19 protein-coding genes, 1 tRNA gene and 3 pseudogenes are annotated in these 20,422 nt (G+C 38.7%); 10 read left to right on the top strand and 13 right to left on the bottom strand.

Annotation, left to right across the window (positions count from 1 at the left end; translation table 11 throughout):
- Positions 1-245: 245 nt before the first annotated feature.
- From BN67_RS00945 to dapB, 3 genes are all read right to left on the bottom strand, one after another.
- A tRNA-Leu gene (locus BN67_RS00945) sits at positions 246-330 on the bottom strand.
- A 115-nt stretch (positions 331-445) separates the two neighbouring features.
- The gene (locus BN67_RS00950) at positions 446-1,066 is read right to left on the bottom strand and encodes a 2,3-bisphosphoglycerate-dependent phosphoglycerate mutase (protein WP_019222293.1); all 621 of its coding nucleotides are present in this window, start codon (positions 1,064-1,066) and stop codon (positions 446-448) included.
- 28 nt (positions 1,067-1,094) lie between these two features.
- Positions 1,095-1,907 (bottom strand): 4-hydroxy-tetrahydrodipicolinate reductase, encoded by an 813-nt coding sequence (gene dapB, locus BN67_RS00955; RefSeq protein ID WP_019222294.1) that lies wholly within the window; start codon positions 1,905-1,907, stop codon positions 1,095-1,097.
- A gap of 250 nt (positions 1,908-2,157) precedes the next feature.
- Between dapB and BN67_RS13375 the strand changes: the two genes are divergently transcribed.
- Positions 2,158-2,466, top strand: a complete 309-nt coding sequence (locus BN67_RS13375; RefSeq protein WP_083871955.1) for a hypothetical protein — start codon at positions 2,158-2,160, stop codon at positions 2,464-2,466.
- 391 nt (positions 2,467-2,857) lie between these two features.
- Here the strand turns inward: BN67_RS13375 and BN67_RS00965 are convergent, their stop codons facing one another.
- The 5 genes from BN67_RS00965 to rpmH form a co-directional block, all read right to left on the bottom strand.
- On the bottom strand, positions 2,858-3,550 hold the full coding sequence (locus tag BN67_RS00965; RefSeq protein ID WP_019222296.1) for a glutathione S-transferase family protein: 693 nt from the start codon (positions 3,548-3,550) through the stop codon (positions 2,858-2,860).
- A 127-nt stretch (positions 3,551-3,677) separates the two neighbouring features.
- Complete coding sequence (gene yihA / locus BN67_RS00970; RefSeq protein ID WP_019222297.1) at positions 3,678-4,325, bottom strand: ribosome biogenesis GTP-binding protein YihA/YsxC; 648 nt, start codon at positions 4,323-4,325, stop codon at positions 3,678-3,680.
- Positions 4,322-6,154, bottom strand: coding sequence for a membrane protein insertase YidC (gene yidC, locus BN67_RS00975; RefSeq protein ID WP_019222298.1), 1,833 nt, complete (start codon positions 6,152-6,154; stop codon positions 4,322-4,324). Before yidC ends, yihA begins: the two co-directional genes overlap by 4 nt.
- Positions 6,144-6,536 (bottom strand): ribonuclease P protein component, encoded by a 393-nt coding sequence (rnpA, locus tag BN67_RS00980; RefSeq protein WP_019222299.1) that lies wholly within the window; start codon positions 6,534-6,536, stop codon positions 6,144-6,146. Before rnpA ends, yidC begins: the two co-directional genes overlap by 11 nt.
- 131 nt (positions 6,537-6,667) lie before the next feature.
- Entirely contained in the window at positions 6,668-6,802 is a 135-nt protein-coding gene (rpmH, locus tag BN67_RS00985; protein WP_011181069.1) for a 50S ribosomal protein L34, read from the bottom strand.
- Between the two features lie 645 nt (positions 6,803-7,447).
- Here rpmH and BN67_RS00990 point away from each other — a divergent pair.
- From BN67_RS00990 to BN67_RS15300, 6 genes and pseudogenes are all read left to right on the top strand, one after another.
- Positions 7,448-8,542, top strand: a complete 1,095-nt coding sequence (locus BN67_RS00990) for an Mrp/NBP35 family ATP-binding protein (protein ID WP_019222300.1) — start codon at positions 7,448-7,450, stop codon at positions 8,540-8,542.
- An 897-nt stretch (positions 8,543-9,439) separates the two neighbouring features.
- Positions 9,440-10,330 (top strand): 16S rRNA (cytidine(1402)-2'-O)-methyltransferase, encoded by an 891-nt coding sequence (rsmI, locus tag BN67_RS01005; protein WP_019222302.1) that lies wholly within the window; start codon positions 9,440-9,442, stop codon positions 10,328-10,330.
- A 19-nt stretch (positions 10,331-10,349) separates the two neighbouring features.
- Positions 10,350-10,718, top strand: coding sequence for a YraN family protein (locus BN67_RS01010; protein ID WP_019222303.1), 369 nt, complete (start codon positions 10,350-10,352; stop codon positions 10,716-10,718).
- Between the two features lie 101 nt (positions 10,719-10,819).
- A pseudogene (locus BN67_RS12450) lies at positions 10,820-11,071 on the top strand (hypothetical protein).
- Between the two features lie 57 nt (positions 11,072-11,128).
- Positions 11,129-11,920: a pyrroline-5-carboxylate reductase gene (locus BN67_RS01020; RefSeq protein WP_019222304.1), complete on the top strand. Its 792-nt coding sequence runs from the start codon at positions 11,129-11,131 to the stop codon at positions 11,918-11,920.
- A 573-nt stretch (positions 11,921-12,493) separates the two neighbouring features.
- Positions 12,494-12,571: pseudogene (locus tag BN67_RS15300) on the top strand (DUF4102 domain-containing protein); the annotation flags it as partial.
- A gap of 98 nt (positions 12,572-12,669) precedes the next feature.
- Here BN67_RS15300 and BN67_RS13380 read toward each other — a convergent pair.
- The 4 genes and pseudogenes from BN67_RS13380 to BN67_RS01050 all read right to left on the bottom strand — a co-directional run.
- Positions 12,670-13,125: pseudogene (locus BN67_RS13380) on the bottom strand (4Fe-4S dicluster domain-containing protein); the annotation flags it as partial.
- Positions 13,126-13,280: 155 nt separating this feature from the next.
- The gene (locus BN67_RS01040) at positions 13,281-14,942 is read right to left on the bottom strand and encodes an electron transfer flavoprotein-ubiquinone oxidoreductase (RefSeq protein WP_019222308.1); all 1,662 of its coding nucleotides are present in this window, start codon (positions 14,940-14,942) and stop codon (positions 13,281-13,283) included.
- A 3-nt stretch (positions 14,943-14,945) separates the two neighbouring features.
- A complete protein-coding gene (locus BN67_RS01045; protein WP_019222309.1) occupies positions 14,946-15,866 on the bottom strand; it encodes an electron transfer flavoprotein subunit alpha/FixB family protein in 921 nt (306 codons plus the stop codon).
- A gap of 68 nt (positions 15,867-15,934) precedes the next feature.
- Positions 15,935-16,681: an electron transfer flavoprotein subunit beta/FixA family protein gene (locus tag BN67_RS01050; RefSeq protein WP_019222310.1), complete on the bottom strand. Its 747-nt coding sequence runs from the start codon at positions 16,679-16,681 to the stop codon at positions 15,935-15,937.
- 654 nt (positions 16,682-17,335) lie between these two features.
- Here BN67_RS01050 and BN67_RS01060 point away from each other — a divergent pair.
- From BN67_RS01060 to BN67_RS01070, 3 genes are all read left to right on the top strand, one after another.
- On the top strand, positions 17,336-18,169 hold the full coding sequence (locus tag BN67_RS01060; protein WP_026088093.1) for a hypothetical protein: 834 nt from the start codon (positions 17,336-17,338) through the stop codon (positions 18,167-18,169).
- 174 nt (positions 18,170-18,343) lie between these two features.
- Positions 18,344-19,264 carry a sulfite exporter TauE/SafE family protein gene (locus BN67_RS01065; RefSeq protein WP_019222313.1) on the top strand — a complete coding sequence of 307 codons (921 nt, stop codon included), beginning with the start codon at positions 18,344-18,346 and terminating at the stop codon, positions 19,262-19,264.
- Positions 19,265-19,266: 2 nt separating this feature from the next.
- On the top strand, positions 19,267-20,076 hold the full coding sequence (locus BN67_RS01070) for a TIGR02186 family protein (RefSeq protein WP_019222314.1): 810 nt from the start codon (positions 19,267-19,269) through the stop codon (positions 20,074-20,076).
- 17 nt (positions 20,077-20,093) lie between these two features.
- Here the strand turns inward: BN67_RS01070 and BN67_RS01075 are convergent, their stop codons facing one another.
- Positions 20,094-20,357, bottom strand: coding sequence for a DUF6460 domain-containing protein (locus BN67_RS01075; protein WP_026088094.1), 264 nt, complete (start codon positions 20,355-20,357; stop codon positions 20,094-20,096).
- Positions 20,358-20,422: the final 65 nt, after the last annotated feature.

Below are 20,422 nucleotides of genomic sequence, written 5' to 3' on the forward strand. Positions count from 1 at the left end.
ATTTTATTTAGACCCGCCTTATTTTATAAAGAACAAGTATTATAGTGCAGGTGATTTTGTTGAAGAGGATTTTGTCCATATGGCAAAAAAAGCCCCTCGAAAAGAACTCTTGATTCACAATTGCAATATATAGATGATTCTACCTGATAGTGTTATGTATTCTATATATTAGGTGGTTTAAAAGGTGATTTTATTATTCGATACTTTTATTAACTTATTGAAAATATTGTTAAATTATTACAAGGTGGTGCCCAAAAGAGGACTCGAACCTCCACGCCTTGCGGCACAGGTACCTGAAACCTGCGCGTCTACCAATTCCGCCATCTGGGCTCTAAAATTCATCTAAGCATGTGAAGTCGTTCTGTCAAATAAAATGATAGAATTTTATTTTTTAGTTTTAAATGATTAAGCTAAATTCCTTAGTATCCACTGTGATTTTAAAAGTTTAAGGTGTGACGATTGTCTTTGACAAAATTGTTGAATCGGGATTGAATGTATAAATCATAGGAATACCAGTTGCTATTTCTTGAGAGATGATTTCTTCACTGTTAAGACCTTCAAGTGCCATAATGAGAGCACGAAGGGAGTTCCCATGTGCTGCGATCAAAACCGTTTGAGAGCGCAAAACATGGGGTTGAATATGATAAAGATAATAGAGACAAACGCGTGCGCAGGTATCACGAAGGCTTTCTCCATTAGGGGGGGCAACAGTGTAAGAGCGACGCCATATTTGCACTTGTTCTTGTCCCCATTGTTTACGCACTTCATCTTTATTCAGACCAGAAAGATCACCATAGTCACGCTCCTTCAATGCTGGTTTTTTTACCAATTGCAAGTCGGATTGTCCCATTTGTTCTAAAATATGCTGTGCTGTTTTTTGTGCACGCTGTAAGGTAGATGTATAAGCAATATCAAACTTTAAACCAACTTCTTTAAGTTTTTTTCCTGCTACGATTGCTTCCGCATGACCTTTTTCTGTCAAATCAGGATCTTTCCAACCGGTAAAAAGATTTTGGAGATTCCATTCACTTTGTCCATGACGGATGAGTACAAGTGTGCGTGCCATAGTGAGTTTCCTGCGTTACATTGACCATTTAAGGTTCATTTTTTAATCCCAAAACATCGAGCATTGAATAAAGACCATTTTTCTGATTCCTTGCCCATAAAGCTGCTTTTAATGCACCATTGGCAAAAATAGAGCGTTCTTGCGCTGCATGTGAAAGAACAATACGCTCATTTGAGCCGGCAAAGGTGATGCTATGCTCACCAACAACTGTGCCACCTCGTGAACTGGCAAAGCCGATAGTGCCTTTTTTGCGTTTGCCGGTATGACAGCTATAGCTATCGACACGCACATTTTTAAGCAGAGCATTACGGCCTTCAGCTGCGGCATTTCCAAGAAGAAGAGCTGTTCCCGAAGGGGCATCAACTTTGCTGGAGTGATGCATTTCAAAAATCTCAATATCAAAATCATCTGCGTCTAATGCTTTTGCAGCTTTTTTTACAAGATTTGCTAAGAGATTTACTCCAAGACTCATATTTCCTGATTTGACAATCGTTGTATCTTTCGCAAAATTTGCAATCTGTGTTTCTTGCTCTTTGCTAAATCCTGTTGTTCCGATAATATGGGTAAGGCCTTTTTGGGCGGCATAGTGAGCGTAGAGAACGCTGGCTTGTGGCTGTGAAAAATCTAAGATAGCTTCAGTGTGAGAAAAGGCTTTTTCGGGATCATCGGTGATGCGAATGCCAAGAGAGTTTGAATGAATCAATATGCTGGCATCTTTATCGACAAAAGGTGATCCCTCTCGGACAAGCACAGCACAAAGCTCTACATCTTCTCTCAGCTGAATAGCTGTAATAAGTTCGCGTCCCATTCTTCCATTCGCACCAACAACTGTAAGGCGCATATTTTTCTCCTTATGATACTTTACCTATTCTAGTATAGGCAAATTCTCTTCTGCTTTCCAACGGTTCTTTTTTTCTACAGGGGAAAAATTTCGCTTTTGGGGTGTTGTAAAGCAGGAACTTGTTATAGAAATGCGCGATGAAAAACTGTTTTATTTTCATGATAGAATCAACAATATGAATTTTATATAACAGTTCTTTTACATGTCTTTGGCTGGGAAGGGGATGATAAAAAGTTAAAACCATCATATTTTGCAGAAAAATCTCAATATTGTTATTGCCTTTGGATTTCTATGCTTGTTATTCATCGGCTCATCGGCTCATCGGCTCATCGGCTCATCGGCTCATCGGCTCATCGGCTCATCGGCTCATCGGCTCATCGGCTCATCGGCTCATCGGCTCATCGGCTCATCGGCTCATCGGCTCATCGGCTCATCGGCTCATCGGCTCATCGGCTCATCGGCTCATAAACGTGTAAGAAATGGTTTTGTCATTTATTGTAAAGGGCTGATTAGAGCGCAAAAAAATGAAAGAATATTTTTTGCTTTTAATAAGTTTTAAAAGGATAAAATATCTTTACAAAATCATGCTTTATTGCATGGCATATAGAAAGTATAGGGAATAAACTGGCACCATCATTATATTTCTCCATATATTTACCAACTCATGGTGTTGCCGATAACCTTGCATGAAGGTGGTTCATGAGAGGCATTTTTCCTCCCTTCTTCTCTCGTTTTACCCCATATGCTAATCTCGCTTATGGCATATAAACCAAATGAACAAAATTGATTCAATATAAAGAGGTTTGAAATGGGAGAAACTTACAATATTCAGGGTGATGATTTAAGGAGAAGAACGACAAATAATCTTTATAAATCAATATGCTAATCTAAAGATGCAGTGATATGTCTACGGTAACATTGAATATTGTTCTTATTTATTGGGTGCGGTGTTAGAAATCAAGATCGGCATAATGCGGACTTGCTACAATGCCCCGGACACGATCTGTTAAAAGAGCACGAAAAGAAGGTCGCGATTTCATTCGCATATACCATTCTCTTGCAGCAGGGGATTGTTCCCAGTCTATTTCTCCTAGAAAGTCAAGGACAGAAACAGAAGCTGCGGCTGCGAAATCCGCATAGGATAATTCAGCACCGACTAACCAATCGCGAGAAGCGCAAAGCCAATTGAGATAATTCATATGCGGTGGAATATTGGCACGTGCATTGCGCAAAATTTGAGAATTAGGGGCGCCTCCACCAATGGCTAGTGGCATTTCACGTTTATAAATGCGTTCTCGCACAATATGACGTGTCGCTTCGGTTTCAAATTTGTTTAAAAACCAGTCATTGAGACGGCGCACTTCAGCGCGGCCCAAGGGGCTTGCTGGAAAAAACTTCTTTTCTTGTTGTAAACTTCCGTGCGCTTCATCTAAATATTCATAGATAACAAGAGCGCCTGATAATGGAATTTCGTTTTCAATGAGAAGAACTGGGATATTTCCAGCTGGATTGAGTACAAGAAATTCGTGTCGTCTCGCCCATTCATGTTCTTCAATCAGTTGAGTTGTTATACCATACTCCCCAAGAATAAGACGTATGAAGCGGGAGGCAGAAGAGAGAGGAGAATGAAAAAGTGTCAACATGATATGCGCTATCAAATAGAGTTAGTGAGAATTTATTCAAGTAACAGAGATTTTATAAAGATGCATGATGAAAAGCACAAGATTATAAGCAGCAGCTCGCAATTATATTTAACAAACATTTAACCATCTATACTGCGATCGTTTGTAAAATGGCAGTACGCAACTCTTCCAAACCCAATGCTTTTTCCGATGATGTCACGAGAAGTTCAGGATAAGCGGCTGGGCGTTTGAGGAGCTGTGCTTTTGTGGTTTTTATTAATTTTTCAAGGGCATTTGATTTGATTTTATCACTTTTGGTAAAAACAACTTGATAAGAGACAGCTGCTTTATCAAGAAGATCTAAGACATCTGTATCATTTTTTTTGATTCCATGGCGTGAATCAATCAAGACATACACACGTTTTAATGTTGTGCGCCCGCGTAAATAGTTAAAAATTAAATCTGTCCATGTCTCAACCAGATTTTTAGGAGCTTTAGCAAAACCGTAACCTGGCATATCTACCAACGCTACAGGAGGAAGAGCTCCTAGGTTTCCACTATAACCATCGGGGACAAAATAATTAAGCTCTTGTGTGCGTCCTGGTGTATTTGATGTGCGTGCTAGTTTTTTTTGTTGGATGAGCGCATTAATTAAGGATGATTTCCCAACATTAGAACGTCCCGCAAATGCAATTTCTGGTGGTCCTTCTGGGGGAAGAAAGCGTATTGCTGGGACACCACGAATAAAAATCCAATTGCGAAAAAAAATTCCAGAAAGAGAAGAATTTTTTGTCATTCATGTGCTTCTTTTTTTGGGGCTTTTTGCCACATGGCTTTAAGATTATCAAAAAGCTCAATTTTAACTCCTTGACGTTTCATTATGATACCTTGCTGCAAGATTGACAATATATTGTTCCATGCCCAATAAATGACAAGACCAACAGGAAAGGAGGCAAGCATAAAAGTAAAAACGAGTGGCATCCATGTGAAGATCATTGCTTGTGTTTGATCTTGAGGTGCTAAATTCATACGCATTTGCAAAAACATCGTTATTCCCATTATTATGGGCCATGCGCCAATCATCAAAAATGTTGGAGTTGTATATGGCAGAAAACCAAAGAGGTTAAAAATAGAGGTTGGATCAGGTGCTGCTAAATCTTTAATCCAGCCAAAGAAAGGCGCATGCCGCATTTCGATGGTAATATACAAAACTTTATAAAGAGCAAAGAAAATTGGAAATTGGACCAACATTGGCCAACAGCCTGCAAGAGGATTAATTTTCTGAGTTTTATAAAGCTCGATGATTGCTTGTTGTTGTTTGTTTTTGTCATCTGGATATTTGTTTTTTATTTCCAACAACAGTGGCTGTATAATCTTCATGCGTGCCATAGATTTGTAAGATTTATTTGCCAGCGGAAAGAGAAGTATTTTCAAGAGAACTGTGACAAGAAGAATAGCAATACCAAAATTTCCTGTCTGTTTGTAGAGAATGTCAATAAGGGAAAACATTGGTTTTGTGATGAAATCAAACCAACCCCAATCAATTAAAAGAGCAAACTTTTTAATTTTCAGGTTATCTTGATAGTGATTAATGATTTCAACTTGTTTTGCACCGGCAAAAAGGTGGTTTGTAACGGTTTTTGTTTCATTGGGAGCAATTGCTAAAAGCGACCCGGACAAGTCAGATTGATAATGCGTTTGCAAGCGATCAAAATAAATAAAGCGGCTTGTATATTCTTTATCTTGTGGAGGAATAACAGCAACAGCCCAATATTTGTCAGTTATACCAACCCAACCTCCTGTTACTTTGGAAAAGATCATACTTTTTTGCCCATTATCAGGATTTGGGTCAAGTTCTGCTAGAGTGGTATATTTTTCAGTTTTGAGTGCATCACCGGCAATGGCTATCATACCCTCATGAAGCAAATAGGTTGCATTTGTATGTTCTGGTGGAGAAGCACGTGCAACACGTGCATAGGGCGAAAGATAGATCGGTTTATCCCCTTCATTGCTGATAGAATCTTCAATGGTAAACATGTAGTGATCATCAACAGAAAGGGTACGGCGGAAGATTTGTCCTTGTCCATTATTGTAAACTAAAGTGACCGGTGTTGAAGGCGTTAGTGTTGTATTATCTCCCTCTATTTGCCATTGTGTATCAGATTGTGGTAAAGATTTTTTGGGCAAAGACGAACTTGTAAAACCAAATTCAGCAAGGTAGGTTGCTGTGAAACCTTTGGGATTTAACAAAGCAATTTCCGGTGATCCCTTATCGACTGTTAGGCGGTATTTTTTGAGAAGAAGATCATCAAACTGTGCGCCAACAAGGTTAATAGAACCTTCAAGCTCATTGGTTTTGAGAGCAATACGGTTTGTTTGAGCCAACACAGTATTGCGGATTTCAGGAGTCATTTTGTTATCAGTTATGGGGATTGATTTATGCGTTGGTGTAACATCAGAAAAATTCGCAATAGAAGGAACCGGTTGTTGTTGTGATGATTGTTGTGCGATGACCTGTTCTTGTTGTAACGCAGCTTGTTTAGGAGCAACGTGGAAAAATTGCCAGGCTATAAGCACTGCAAAAGATAATCCAATGGCGATAAAGAAACTGCGGTTATATTCCATTCGTACACCCCTGTTGCCGTTTCTGATATTTTGTTTTTGGTTTTATTCGTCGATTTAGCTCACTGATCAAAGATGTAAAAGGAGCATGGAGCACATCCCGATGTGCTATAATAACATAATCTGTTCCTGCTTCCATGTTGTTTGTTACACCAACTCTCACTGCTTCGCGAAGGCGTCTTTTTATACGATTGCGTTTGACAGCATTGCCATTTTTACGTGTCACAGTAAATCCTACACGTGCAACAAGAGGAGATTTCATTTTTGCTGTTTGTTCATGGGATTTAACTTCGAGCAAAAACAATGGACCGCGTCGTCTCTCTCCTGTGCGTGCAGCCAAAAAATCCGCTCTCTTGCGAATGCGGCAGGGATGTTTTTTCTTCATAAAAAGCGCTTCGCAATTTCACTACATGCCCGCAAAGGCAGACATCAGAGGTTCATAACAAAAGCTCCACAACAAAAAACGAATAACGTTCCATTGTTGTGAAAATTTCAATAGTTAAGTTAAACGCTCACTTAAGCGGATAACCGCTTACGTCCACGAGCACGTCTTGCAGCGATAACTTTACGTCCACTCGCTGTTGCCATACGTGCACGAAACCCATGGCGGCGTTTACGAACAAGTTTAGAGGGTTGGTAAGTGCGTTTCATTTATTTAAATACCGCGGAGTGCGGCCCTTCTTAATTCTATAAGCAATGATGTGCTCGATGAACAGTCTTATCTTATCACACGACCTTTAGCTCATAAGGAAAAATATAAAAAAAGTCAATCTTAGATTATTTTTTCTCCCCTTTTAAAGAAGATAAGAAATACTACACTTCATCTATGTATTTTGTACATAACATTTTAAAACTTAAAGAAAAATAATAGTTGGCGGCAATGAGTTTAGTTTACAGTCATTCCTTTTGTAAGAACAAGTAGGTATTCAAGCGATTAAAGATGTAAGGTAAGAATCGTAGCTTGTTCTTGTCTCATGATGATAAATTGTACTTAAATCTTTCATTTTCTCTCTTAATAGGAAGTTTGCTTCGTTTTGCTTTAAAAGTCTCTATAAGTATCTTTAATCCTTCATAAAGGCGCTCAAGAGTTATATGGCAAATGGTATTAAGAGAGTTTTATACTTAGTTTTAGGGTAGCATTTTTATTTGAGGCTTGTTTAGTGTTTTAAAAGAACTATGGTATAAGATATGTGCATGTTACACTTTTCATAAAGTGGGAAGTTTGAGAGGGTTAAGTTGCTGTATTTTTTGCCCTTATTATTATGTTTTCTGGAATTTTTATAGAGAGGAAAGAGAGTGAGTCCTATTACAAGCGAGGCTATCCGCAACGCGTTACATAAAATCAAAGGACCGGGTCTTGAAAGTGATATTGTATCATTGGGGCTTCTTTCAGAAATATTGATTGCTCATGGAAAAGTGTTCTTTTCCATTACTGTTCCGGATGGACGTGTGCAAGAATGGGAAACTTTGCGTCATGTTGCTGAAGAAGTGGTGTGTGCTTTGGATGGCGTTGAGTCTGTTGTTGTGACACTGACGGCAGAAAAAAAAACGATGCTTTCTTCTCAAGTGCGTAGAAATACGATTTTTTCTGCACAAAGAGCTCGAGGCAATAGGTTGCCTGTTAAAATGCCAATAGAAGGTGTGCGGCATGTTCTTGCCGTTGCTTCTGGAAAAGGAGGCGTTGGTAAGTCTACAATGGCAATAAATGTCGCTTTAGCTCTCCAAGATTCCGGGTTCAAAACGGGTTTGATGGATGCAGATATTTATGGTCCATCTTTGCCACGTTTGAGCGGGCTTGTAAACAAAAAGCCACAGCTCATGGGTGGAAAAAAGCTTCAACCTCTCGAAAAATTCGGGCTTAAAATGATGTCGATGGGGTTTTTGGTTGAAGAGGAAAAGCCGGTCGTATGGCGTGGACCTATGGTCATGGCGGCGGTAACACAATTGTTAAGGGATGTTGTATGGGGACCTCTCGATGTTTTGGTGGTTGATATGCCGCCGGGTACAGGTGATGCACAATTGACACTTTCTCAACAAGTGCAGTTGACAGGTGCATTGATTGTTTCTACTCCACAGGATCTTGCTTTGGTTGATGCGTGTAAAGCAATGGAAATGTTCATAAAAGTTCATGTTCCCGTTTTAGGGCTCATTGAGAATATGAGTTATTTTACTGCTCCTGATACGCAAAAACGCTACGATATTTTTGGTTATGGTGGTGCGCGCGCAGAAGCAGAACGCCGGAATCTCCCCTTCTTAGCAGAAGTACCGCTTGATGCAGTTTTACGGTCTTCTTCAGATGAGGGGGTGCCTATTTTTGTTGCCAAGCCTGATGGGGCGCATGCTAAGATTTATCGTACGATTGTTGATCAAATAAAAGAAGCACTTCTTTAAAAAATGTTTCAATAAATTAAAGGATGGTTTTTATGGGAGCTGCGGGATGTGAATTTCCTTTGTTTTATGAGAGCTTCTAAAGATTTCACAAACAATTGGTTGTGCATTGGAGGTTTCAAGAGCTCTTTCCAGAAACTTTAAAGACAGACCAGTAAAGGGGAAAAATCGATATTGGCCTTCATATGATACGAAGAGAAAATATTGCAAAAATGAGAACAGTTTTGGCAACATTAAAGAGAGTTTTACAACAGCCAATAAAAGAAAGTGTCAATATATTCCTATAATGAACATTTCTTAATAAAGGCACAAGATAATGTGTTTCAAAATGGGGTTGCAGGTTATTCACTTTTTTTCACGGACAAGAGTGTGGGAAATACTTTAAAAGACTGCTCATCAATTTTCAACAATTATACTAGCTTTTGTAGATGATGCTAAAGGATATTCTTTAATATTTGCTTTGGGGGAAAATTTTGACGACAGGGTTGGTTGGAAAAAACTTAGAAACAGAGTGTCTGAAAGATTTAAATTTTAAAGGGCTAAAGCATAAGAATGTGTAAGGGGAAAATTGTGATTTTAGCTCTTGAAATGAAGGCTTTACGGAAGAGCTCATATTTCCTTTTTGAGGGGCTTTTCATGATGAAGATGGTGGTGGCATTGATTGAGGCTTAGAGATTTATTTTCTAGAAGCACCAATGATGATCAAAAATGTGGTTTAAGATAAAGATTTTAATACAAAAATAAAGCGTGGGTTTGGGAGAAGCCATCTTTTTGTGGTATGAGCGGTTATTTGAGTGGTTGATTTTGCGGGTGGTGGAAAAATTGGCAGTAAGGTTTATGGATCGAGGCTGTTGGATGCAATTTTATGGAGAGGGGTGGTTTTGTTAATGAGAGAAAGGCATGTATGAAAAAGCATATTTTATAGGAGCTCATGCTTACTCTGCACCTGTTGTAGAACCAGGGCTTTATCTCGTGGCAACGCCTATTGGAAACCTTGCAGATATCACTCTTCGTGCTTTGCAGGTGCTTGCAGGTGTGGATATTTTGGCATGTGAGGATACACGTGTGACGCGTGTTTTGTTGGAACGCTATGGTATTGAGAAAAAACCTTTTCTTTATCATGAATATAATGCACAAAAGGCGGGTCCCAAATTATTAGCAGCTTTGGCAGAAAATAAAAGTGTGGCACTTGTCTCAGATGCTGGGACACCGCTTATTTCTGATCCTGGATTTCGTTTGGTAGAAGAAGCACGCAAAGCAGCTTACAAAATTATTCCGATTCCGGGTGCCTCGGCTCTTTTAGCTGCTCTTGTTGCAACGGGCTTGCCTACCGATAGCTTTTTTTTTGCGGGTTTTTTAAATGCACGCAAAGCGCAACGTCAAAAGAGATTGGAACAATTAAAAACGATCCCTGCGACGTTGGTTTTTTATGAATCGCCCCATCGTCTTGTTGAAACTTTACACGATATGGTCTCACTTTTTTCGGCTGATCGTCCTGCAGCCATTTGTCGTGAATTAACAAAAAAGTTTGAAACAGTGGATGTTTCCAATTTAGGGAGTTTGTTTGAAAATTATAGGAAACAGGCACGTATTCGTGGAGAAATTGTTATCCTTGTTGGGGAGACTGTTTCTTCTTTGTCTGTGGTGAGCGATCAAGAAATTGATAAAATGTTATTAGAATTGGCACGTACGCATTCTGCTTCTAAGGCGGCGATTTTATTGGCAAAGAAAACAGGTTTAAAAAAGCAAGTGCTTTTTCAGCGGTTGAATTGTTTGAAGGATATGTTGTAAAGTTTTAAGAGGAGGATTGATGCAAAAAGCGCGGAGACAAAAGGCTTTTTATTTAGGTATTCGTGCAGAAAAATGGGCTGCTTGGTGGTTGCGGTTCAAGGGATTTCACATTGCTGAAACTCGTTTTAAAACAAAGTGTGGTGAAATTGATCTTATTGCGCGGCGTGGAAATCTTGTTTTAATCGTTGAGGTAAAAGCACGTTCAACATTGGAGGAAGCAATGGCTGCTGTTTCTTGGGCAAATGAGAAGCGCATTGAGGCGGCGGCTGATATTTGGTTGGCACGGCAAAGAGATTATTCTCTTTTATGTGTACGCTTTGATTTGATAGCGATTTTACCCTGGCGTTTACCGCAGCATATTCCCGCTTTTTTTACATCACATAAATGAAAATTTCTATAGGGTTTTTGCTATGCTAAAAAATATCTCGTTATGATGAGCATAGGGGGATGAAAACTGTGTGCTATTTTAAACGCTATGAGATGCAAAATATGGACGATTATGAAAAATTTGCAACGGGCTTATTGATTGTTTTGGGAGCGTTGATTATTGGTGGCATTAATGGCAATGCGTATTGTGCTCGTAAATAAGCCAGATTTTTTTATTTGCATTATTGGTTACTGTTTGCATTATTGGTTACTGTTGTTGAGTGGTTTTCTGCTTTTGCGGTTTTTTTGATAAACGTTTCTTTGGGATTGATGATTCTTGCGAGGTTGTGTGTTTCTGTTTTAAGGAGTGTGTGAGTTAAAAGGCGTGAAATGCGGATTGGATTTTTTAAGTGATGAGAGCAAGGAGTAAAAATGAAAATTGGTTTTTTGGGAACAGGTACAATTAGTGCTTCAATGGTTGAGGGGTTAATAAAGAATGCTTTTGATGTTCCATCAATGATTATTTCACCACGTAATGCGCAAATTGCAGAACGTCTTTCGCAGAAATATGATAAGGTTATCGTTGCTGAGAACAATCAAAAATTGCTTGATCATAGTGATTGTGTTTTTCTTTGCTTACCAAATCAAACGGCAGAAGAGGTTTTGCGTCCTCTTCATTTTCGTTCAGAACAGCTTGTTGTTTCTGTGTTGGCAATGGCAAAAGCAGCAGAAGTTGAAGAGTGGATCAACCATAAGGTTTATCGCGCTGTTCCACTTCCCTTTGTGGCAGAGGGTAAAAATTTGACCCCCATTTATCCAGATCATCCATTTTTACGCAGTGTATTTGATGCTTTGGGGGGAACATTGGTGTTGGAGGCGGAAGATCAGTTTAATCTTTTCATGACAGCTGGTTCGCTTATGGGGGTTTATTTTAATTTTATAGAAACAGCGCATCAATGGTTTGTAACACAGGGGCTAAAAAAACAGCAATCGGCAGATTTTCTTGCCATGATGTTTGGAAATCTTACGGATGAAATGCGCAAAATTGCAGCAGTAAATTGTTCCGAAACGCTTGATTTTGCACGGCTTGAGAAAGAGTTTTCAACAAAGGGGGGGACAAATGAACTTTTATCATATTGTTTTTCTCATCAAGGAGGACAAAAGGCTTTAATCATGGCTCTTGATATGACTTTGCAAAAAGTGAATGCGTCATCTCAAAAATAAGTCACAAAACTGATTTTGTAAGGATAATTTATCATTTTGTATATTGAATGAGGCTTTAAATATATTATACGCTATCCTTGATATCTATCCTACTTCTCGTGCAATTTTAAAGCCATTCTCACAAGTGAGGGGTGATGCGTATAAATTCGTTTGAGGAAGGCACTATGCCTTTTAACCGATGGTTTCATTGCAACAACTGCTGTGATATTTTGGGTTGGTAAAGAAAATGATAACGCTTGCTTGAATCTTACAGAGGGAAATAGAGTGTGTGCGGTGAGGTTTACAGTATGGCTTTTACGGTTGCATTGTAAAATGGACGTTTATGAGTCATAGGAGATATTTCTTTAAAGGTGTGCGTGGATGAGCGATGGAATGTTATTTTGTGTTTTGTAATGTGTACAATATATTGATTTATAATGATTGATTTGTTGTTATCGCGTTTGAAACATAATCCTGAATATTGTAAAATTCTCTCATTTCAAACTTCTCTATATTGAATCAATTTTATTCACTCAGCTTTACACTATTAGCGGGATGGGTATGAGGTAAAAATGACAGAGGAAAGGAGGAAAAATGCCTCTTATGAATCGTCTTAATGCAAGAGCTGTCGCAACATTGGGTGCTAGTAAATATAATGATGGTGCCGGCTTGTACACTTTATAAGTGGGTGCGTTTTCGTTATGAAAAGAGCTCTGCAGATTGATGATGTAAGATAGGATTTTGATCTCAATGAGGTACTTTATCATTGATTATATTGGTTTCAATTTTAATGGAATACAATAAGGCGGTATATCAAGATAAATTGGTCCTTTATTATTTTGCGGGTAGGCACCATTGATATTTGGATTGAGATCTTTAATATCGCAGGTTTTACAATGTATGCAGTTTGAAGCATTGATAACATAAATTTCGTAATTGTTATTTTCTAGCCATTCATAGACAGCTACAGGACAATAGCGTGCAGAAGGTTCTCCATAAATAGCATATTCAGAGCTTTTTTGTTTGTCCAATGAGGTTATTTTTAAATGGCATGGTTGATTTTCTTCATGGTGCGTATTGGAAAGTGCGACACTGGAGAGATGATCAAAGGTTACAATACCATCTGGTTTTGAGTAAGAAATGGGTTCAAAATTTTCTGCTGGCGCAAGATATTCATAATCTGCTTTTCCATGGGGGAGTGTTTTAAATAAGGAAGATCTGAAAAGCTATGGCTACCGTAGATCAAAGCCGGAAAATCTCACTCCATATTTTGCTCAGAGTGGTTTGGTATTGCGTATTTTAAGCTTTATGGCATGGTTGGATTTTTTTCACGGTACATAAGAGAAGGTGGGATACTGTGGTGTTTTTAGTGGAATAATGATTACATGTTAAGATAAAGTGGTCCGTCACTTCCTTGCGGGCAGGTCCAATTGATATTTTGGTTAGGATCTTTAATGTCGCAGGTTTTACAATGTATGCAGTTTGAAGCATTGATAACATAAGTTTCGTGATTATTATTTTCTAGCCACTCATAGACAGCGGCAGGACAATAGCGTGCAGAAGGTCCTCCATAAATAGCATATTCAGAGTCTTTTTGTTTTTCCAATGAGGTTATTTTTAAATGGCATGGTTGATTTTCTTCATGGTGCGTATTGGAAAGTGCGACACTGGAGAGACGATCAAAGGTTATAACACCATCTGGTTTTGGGTAAGAAATGGGTTCAAAATTTTCTGCTGGTGCAAGACATTCATAATCTGCTTTTCCATGGGGGAGTGTTTTAAATAATGAAAATCCGAAAAGCTGTTGCCACCATAGATCAAAGCCGGCAAGCGTTACACCGTATTTTGTTCCATATTTTGCCCAGAGTGGTTTGGCATTGCGTACTTTATAAAGATCTTTGCCAATAGGCCCTTTTCTCCACTGTTTTTCTATTTCGTTGACTTCATCATGGGCACGACCCTCTGCAAGAGCCGCAGCGATTTTATCGGCTGCTAATATACCAGATAAAATGGCATTGTGTGATCCTTTAATCCGTGGAACATTCACAAAACCGGCAGAACAGCCGATGAGTGCACCGCCGGGAAAGGTGAGTTTTGGCACAGATTGCCAACCGCCTTCGTTGAGAGCACGCGCACCATAGGAAAGACGCTTTGCTCCTTGGAAGATTTCATGGAGTTTGGGATGTGTTTTAAAACGTTGAAATTCTTCAAAGGGAGAGAGATAAGGATTTTTATAATCTAAATGCACAACAAAACCGACAGAAATTAAATTGTTTTCCTGATGATAAAGAAAACCTCCACCGCCGGTATCATTGTCTAAGGGCCAACCGGTGAAATGTTGTACTAATCCCTGTTTATGTTTTTGAGGATCAATTTCCCAGAGCTCTTTGAAGCCAAGTCCAAATTTTTGTGGTTCACGATTTTTGCTCAGATCAAACCTTTGTATGAGCTGTTTTGCAATGGATCCACGCGCGCCTTCCGCAATGAGCGTGTATTTTGCCAATAACGCCATACCAGGCATATAATTTTTCCCCAGAGTTCCATCTTTGTTTAGTCCCATATCACCTGTGAGAACGCCAATAATGGCTCCGTTATTGTTCTCGATAGTTTCCGATATAGCAAAGCCAGAATAAATTTCAACGCCGAGTTCTTCGGCTTTTTTGCTCAACCAACGGCAAACACTTCCAAGTGAAACAATGTAGCATCCATCATTTGATAAGGTTTTTGGGTGAAAAATATGCGGGAATAAGGTGGCGCGTTTTGGCTTTAGAAAAAAAAACTGATTTCTAGTGACAGGTGTTGTGAAGGGATGATCTTGTTCATTTTTCCATTCTGGCAAGAGAGCATCAATGCCGATGGGATCAACAATCGCACCAGAGAGAATATGGGCACCAATTTCAGCACTTTTTTCAACGATTGTGATAGAAAGTTTAGGGTTAATCTGTTTAAGACGAATTGCAGCAGAAAGTCCTGCCGGTCCTGCTCCGACAATGACTATGTCAAATTCCATTGTTTCACGTTGGTGATGCAAAGGTGCATTCATGGCTTATAAAGCTTTCTCCAGCTCTGGAATAATTTGATGAAGATCACCGACAAGAGCATAATCAGCAATTTGCATAATGGGGGCGTCTTCATCTTTATTAATGGCGACAATAATTTGTGCATCCATGATACCGGCTAAATGCTGAATTGCACCGGAAATGCCGACAGCAATATAGAGTTCAGGGGCAACGATTTTGCCTGTTTGACCTATTTGCCAATCATTTGGGGCATAGCCGGCGTCAACGGCGGCACGGCTGGCACCTAAAGCTGCTTCTAGTTTGTTTGCAAGAGGAAGAAGCAATGCCATAAACTGTTCTTGTGAACCAAGACCACGTCCACCTGATATGATAACACGTGCAGAGGTCAGGTCAGGACGATCGCTTTTATGGGCGTCTGCTTTTATAAAAGAAGAAAGATTTGGGTTGGGTGCTGGTGTTATTGTTTTAATGGGAGCCGTGGTATTTTGGAAGGGCGTTGATATAAAAGAAGCAGTACGAACTGTTATAACTTTTTGATAATCATTGGTGCGTACAGTTTCAAGGGCATTTCCTGCATAAATTGGTCGCTTAAAGGTATCGGGTGCAAGGACGGCGATAATGTCTGAAACTTGCATCAGATCAAGAAGAGCAGCGACACGTGGCATTATATTTTTACCAGTGTTGGTAGAGGCAGCCATGATCACATCATAATCATTTGCTAATTGGATAATTGTGTTTGCTGTCGGCTCAGCGAGTTGATGTTCTAAGTAGTCAGCCTCAGCAACAAGGATTTGTCGCACACCGGTGAGTTTGGCACATTTTTCGGCAAGTTCTTGAACTTTTGTTCCACAAACTAAAATATCAATATTATCATTGATTTCACGGGCTGCGGTGAGCGCTTTTGCAGTTTCTTCAGTATTGTGTTCGGCTAATAAAAGAATTGCCATCCGTTTTTATCCTTTTATGCATTATTTCTTTATGGTCTATATTTTTTTACGATTCATGGGCTATCAAACTAAATGCGATTTATTTGTTTTAGTGCATTGATAAGTTCTGTGACATTTTCTACTCTCACACCGGATGGACGCGGTTTGGGCTCTTCAACACTAAGAACGGTTAAACGCGGTTTTGTTTCCACACCAAGATCAGCAAGAGCTTTTTGTTCAATGGTTTTCTTTCTTGCTTTCATAATATTGGGCAAAGAAGTATAGCGCGGTTCATTTAACCGCAGATCAGCCGTCATAACGATGGGGAGTGGTAGAGAAAGGGTTTGTGTACCATCATCACTTTCGCGGGTAACAGTTGCGTGTCCATTTTCTATGTGCAGGTGGGAGGTAAAAGTTGCTTGCCCCCAACCAAGAAGGCCTGCGAGCATTTGTCCGGTTTGGTTGCACTCATCATCAATGGCTTGTTTTCCTAAAAAGACCATATCCGGTTTTTCTTCATGAACAATGACTTTGAGAATTTTAGCTACTGTTAAGGGTTCAAGCGTTTGCTCTGTGGTTACAAGGATGGCACGATCTGCACCCATTGCAAGCCCTGTTCGTAGAGTTTCTTGTGCAGATTCTGGCCCAATGGAAACAAGAACGATCTCTAAAATTTTTCCGGATTCTTTCTGGCGGATTGCTTCTTCTATGGCAATTTCGTCAAAAGGATTCATAGACATCTTTACATGGGATAGATCAACGCCTGTGCTATCGGGTTTGACGCGTATCTTGATATTATAATCAACAACACGTTTGACAGCGACAATTATTTTCATAATGATCCTCTTTAGGTTATACGACCGCAAGTTTATAGCAATAAGTATAAGAAACCAAATTGTTTAGAACGGAATCTCACTCATCTCATTGGTTTTTTCATTATACGAACTTTCTTAAATTTGCTGGTATTTTTTTATCATTGTTGTTTATCTCTCTTTTGTTTTGTATTCGCTTTGCATCATTGCTACCTTCATTTGAAGAAAAAGTAAAAAAGAATGACTATTCATTGCAAATGAATGTTTTTGTTATCGTTTGTAAAACAGTTTTAAAAGAACTTAAAAGAAAAGGGGTAGAGAATGGTAAAGTCTCCCAACAAAGCACAATGAATATATTCTTTTTTTGTTCCACATATGCTGTTTATAATAGGTCTATAGCTGTGTCATGATGAAGTTAATGGTTTTTTAATGAAAAATATCTTTGTAATGGTCAAGTTTTTCGCTTTGTTATGACAGATGAGAAAAATGGGAAGATGATTTTTCAATTTAAATTTTGATACTAAACAAATATCACTCTTTAAAACATTTTTTGTACAAAGTTTGGGTAATTCTTAAAGCTCTATTTACTAAAAGAGAGCATAATTTTTGCTTAATTGATGCGATTCTTGACAAAAAATGCAGCATAGTTTTGGTGAATATCATGAGGGGTAACCGTTTGTGAGTATGAAGAGTCATCCTACAAAGCAGATGAGGCATGATAAATCTCCTTTTTTGGTTGTTGAAAAAAAGGAAAGTATAAATACTTCTGCTGAAGTGACAATGTCGGATATTGCTAAAAAATTACGCTCTGTTTACACACACATGCAGATGAAGAAACCGTCTTCTCATTTGACGTCGCAGCGTTTTGTACAAGAGAATTTAAAAGCTTATTTGGATGATATTAGTCGGGCAATTTTGGCGGAGCATTATCAACGTCGCCAAAAAGAAAAAAAACTTTTTGAACATTTAGAGCAGATTAAAGCGCTTATTCAAAAATTGCAAAGCGAAAAAAAAGGTCTGGAGAAAGCAAAAGTAACACAGAATGTTGCGCGTTCAAAATCGCTTGATTCTGTGGTGCAGAGGCTTGCTCACATGACGGGTGAGGAAGAACAGAAACACTTCTCGCTTCAAAAGGAGAAAAATTTTTCGAAACAAAACAGTGTGAATACTCTTCTGCACAATGTTAAAAATATGTCACAAAAAAAGGATGAAAGCTCTTTACCAACAGATGCTATAAAGCTTTCTTCAGAAGAAGTTTTGAAGTCTTTAGAGTCTAGTGTTACGAATGTGGAAAATTCTGTTATAGAAAAAAGGCATTCTGATATTCCAGCATGTGACCGTTCTTCTTCCTTAAATGCCAAGTTCTTAAACGCAAAGCCCCAGAGGAAGGGGACTTTATTACGTTATTTTGTTAAGAAATTCTTTACTTGTTTTTTAATCATTGCATTTATGGCAGCTATAGCGTTATGCTTTTACGGCTTTTTGAGAGGAGTTCGTTTCTTTAACTTCTGAGTGTGGCGGAATGAATGTGAAGTGTGCTGCGCATTCGTCATTTTACAAAGACAAATATGGTATTGAAGATAGATATGACATTTAAAATTGTCTTTTAAAACACACAGCAAGGATTATTGGAGAAGAAATTTCAAATTGTCTAAAAAACTCAAATTATTTTGAAAGTTCTGTTAAGTGAGTATTTATTTACCAATTGCTGAAATGTCACTCAACATGCTGATTTTGATTGGCATGGGGGTTGTTGCTGGTTTTTTTTCAGGCCTTTTTGGGATTGGTGGTGGTTTTCTCATTACACCTTTATTGATTTTTTATAATATTCCTCCTGCTATTGCGGTTGGCACAGGAGCAAACCAGATGATTGCCTCATCTGTGACAGGGGCAATTACACACTTTAGAAGACGTACTCTGGATATCAAACTTGGTATTTTGTTAGCGATTGGAGGAGGAATAGGCTCTTTAATCGGGATTCAGATTTTTTCTGTTTTGAAAAAACTGGGGCAATTGGATTTAATGATTTCGTTTCTTTATGTGGTTCTTCTTGGGAGTGTGGGAAGTTTGATGATTATTGAAAGTTGGCGCGATATGGTGCGTAAACGTAAGGCGCAAAAAGTCAATATTCGTTTTGCTGGTCGGCATAATTGGATTCATCGATTGCCCTTAAAAATGCGTTTTCGAACATCCATGATCTATGTGAGCATCATTCCCGTTTTAGGAATTGGTCTCATTGTTGGATTGTTGTCTTCTATTATGGGAATTGGTGGGGGATTTTTTATGATACCAGCATTGATTTATCTTCTGCGTGTTCCAACGAGTGTGGTGATTGGAACTTCCCTTTTTCAGATTACATTTGTTTCTTCTTTTACGACAGTTTTGCAAAGCGTAACGCATCAATCTGTCGATATTGTTTTGGCTTTTTTGCTGATGATTGGGGGAAGTATTGGTGCGCAATATGGAACACGGGCTGGACGAAAGTTAAAGGCTGAACAGTTGCGTATGGCGCTTGCATTCTTGGTGTTGGCTGTATGTATGCGTCTTGCTTTCCAATTATTTGTACGCCCTGATAATCTTTTCTCTTTGGATATTCTTACGAGATAAAAATGGGCAGATTATTTTCCTTATGTATCATCACAAGCTGCTTTTGTATTGTTTCTTTTTTTTCGTGGGCCCATGTTGGCACGAAGATGTCATTCATTGATCAAGTGAATCATGAAACTATCCAGATTATTGTAACAACGAATACAATTACAGTTGATGCACATTTCGATGGTCGTGATCTTTATATTGCTGGTGTTTTGGAAAATATTGATCCACTCTATTCTCGACAAAACCGTTATGATGTTATTGTGTGCTTGGAAGGACAATCCCGCCCCATGGTAATGCGGGAAAAGAAACGGAATGCTGGGGTTTGGATTAATACAGATTCCCTTGTTTTTAAGAATGTTCCTCTTTTTTATTCTATGGTCACAACGCGTGAGCTGGAGGATATTGCAAGTGTTGAAGATTATAAGCGTTTAGGGTTAGGACTCTCTTATTTGTCGCTGCAGACAGATGAACAAGATCAGGCAAAAATACGAACTTTCCGTGATGAACTGATAAAATCGCAAAAAGCAAAGAAACTTTATAATGAGGAAGTTGGAGGTGTTCGTTTTGGTTCGGGCATACTTTTTACAGCGCATTTCCAACTGCCGGCAAATACACCTGTTGGACATTATAAAGTCCGTGCTTATCTTTTTCGTGATGGACAGTTTATTGATAGTGCAACTACAAATCTTGAAATTGTTAAAGCACATATTGCGTATACAATTTTCCATGCAGCACATCAGCACAGTTTTTTATACGGCCTCATTGCGGTAATTGTCGCTATTAGTACAGGATTTTTATGCCGTCTGATTTTTCGAAAAGACTAGCAAAGTGCTTGAGGCATTTATTTTTTGTGCAAAAGGCGTAAAAAAAGAAAAATAGGGATGACAATGATAGCACCCATCATGGTCATATAAAAGAGGTTTGTAAGCGTTATAAACCCTGTTTCCCACAGAGATTTTAAAAATTCTATGACTGTTCGTATAAAACTTCGAGGGGTCCATCCCAGAAAATTCATCACAATGCCCATAAGAAGTGAGAGAATAAACAATTTTATAGCAACACGTCCTAACGTATCTCCAAGAAATGCGCGAAAAGAATTGGACATGTTTTTCCTTTTGTTCATTTTGATATATTCTTGAATATATTGCGTTTGAATTGCATAATACAATA

This window comes from Bartonella rattaustraliani AUST/NH4, assembly GCF_000312565.1.
In the GTDB taxonomy this organism is placed as follows: domain Bacteria; phylum Pseudomonadota; class Alphaproteobacteria; order Rhizobiales; family Rhizobiaceae; genus Bartonella; species Bartonella rattaustraliani.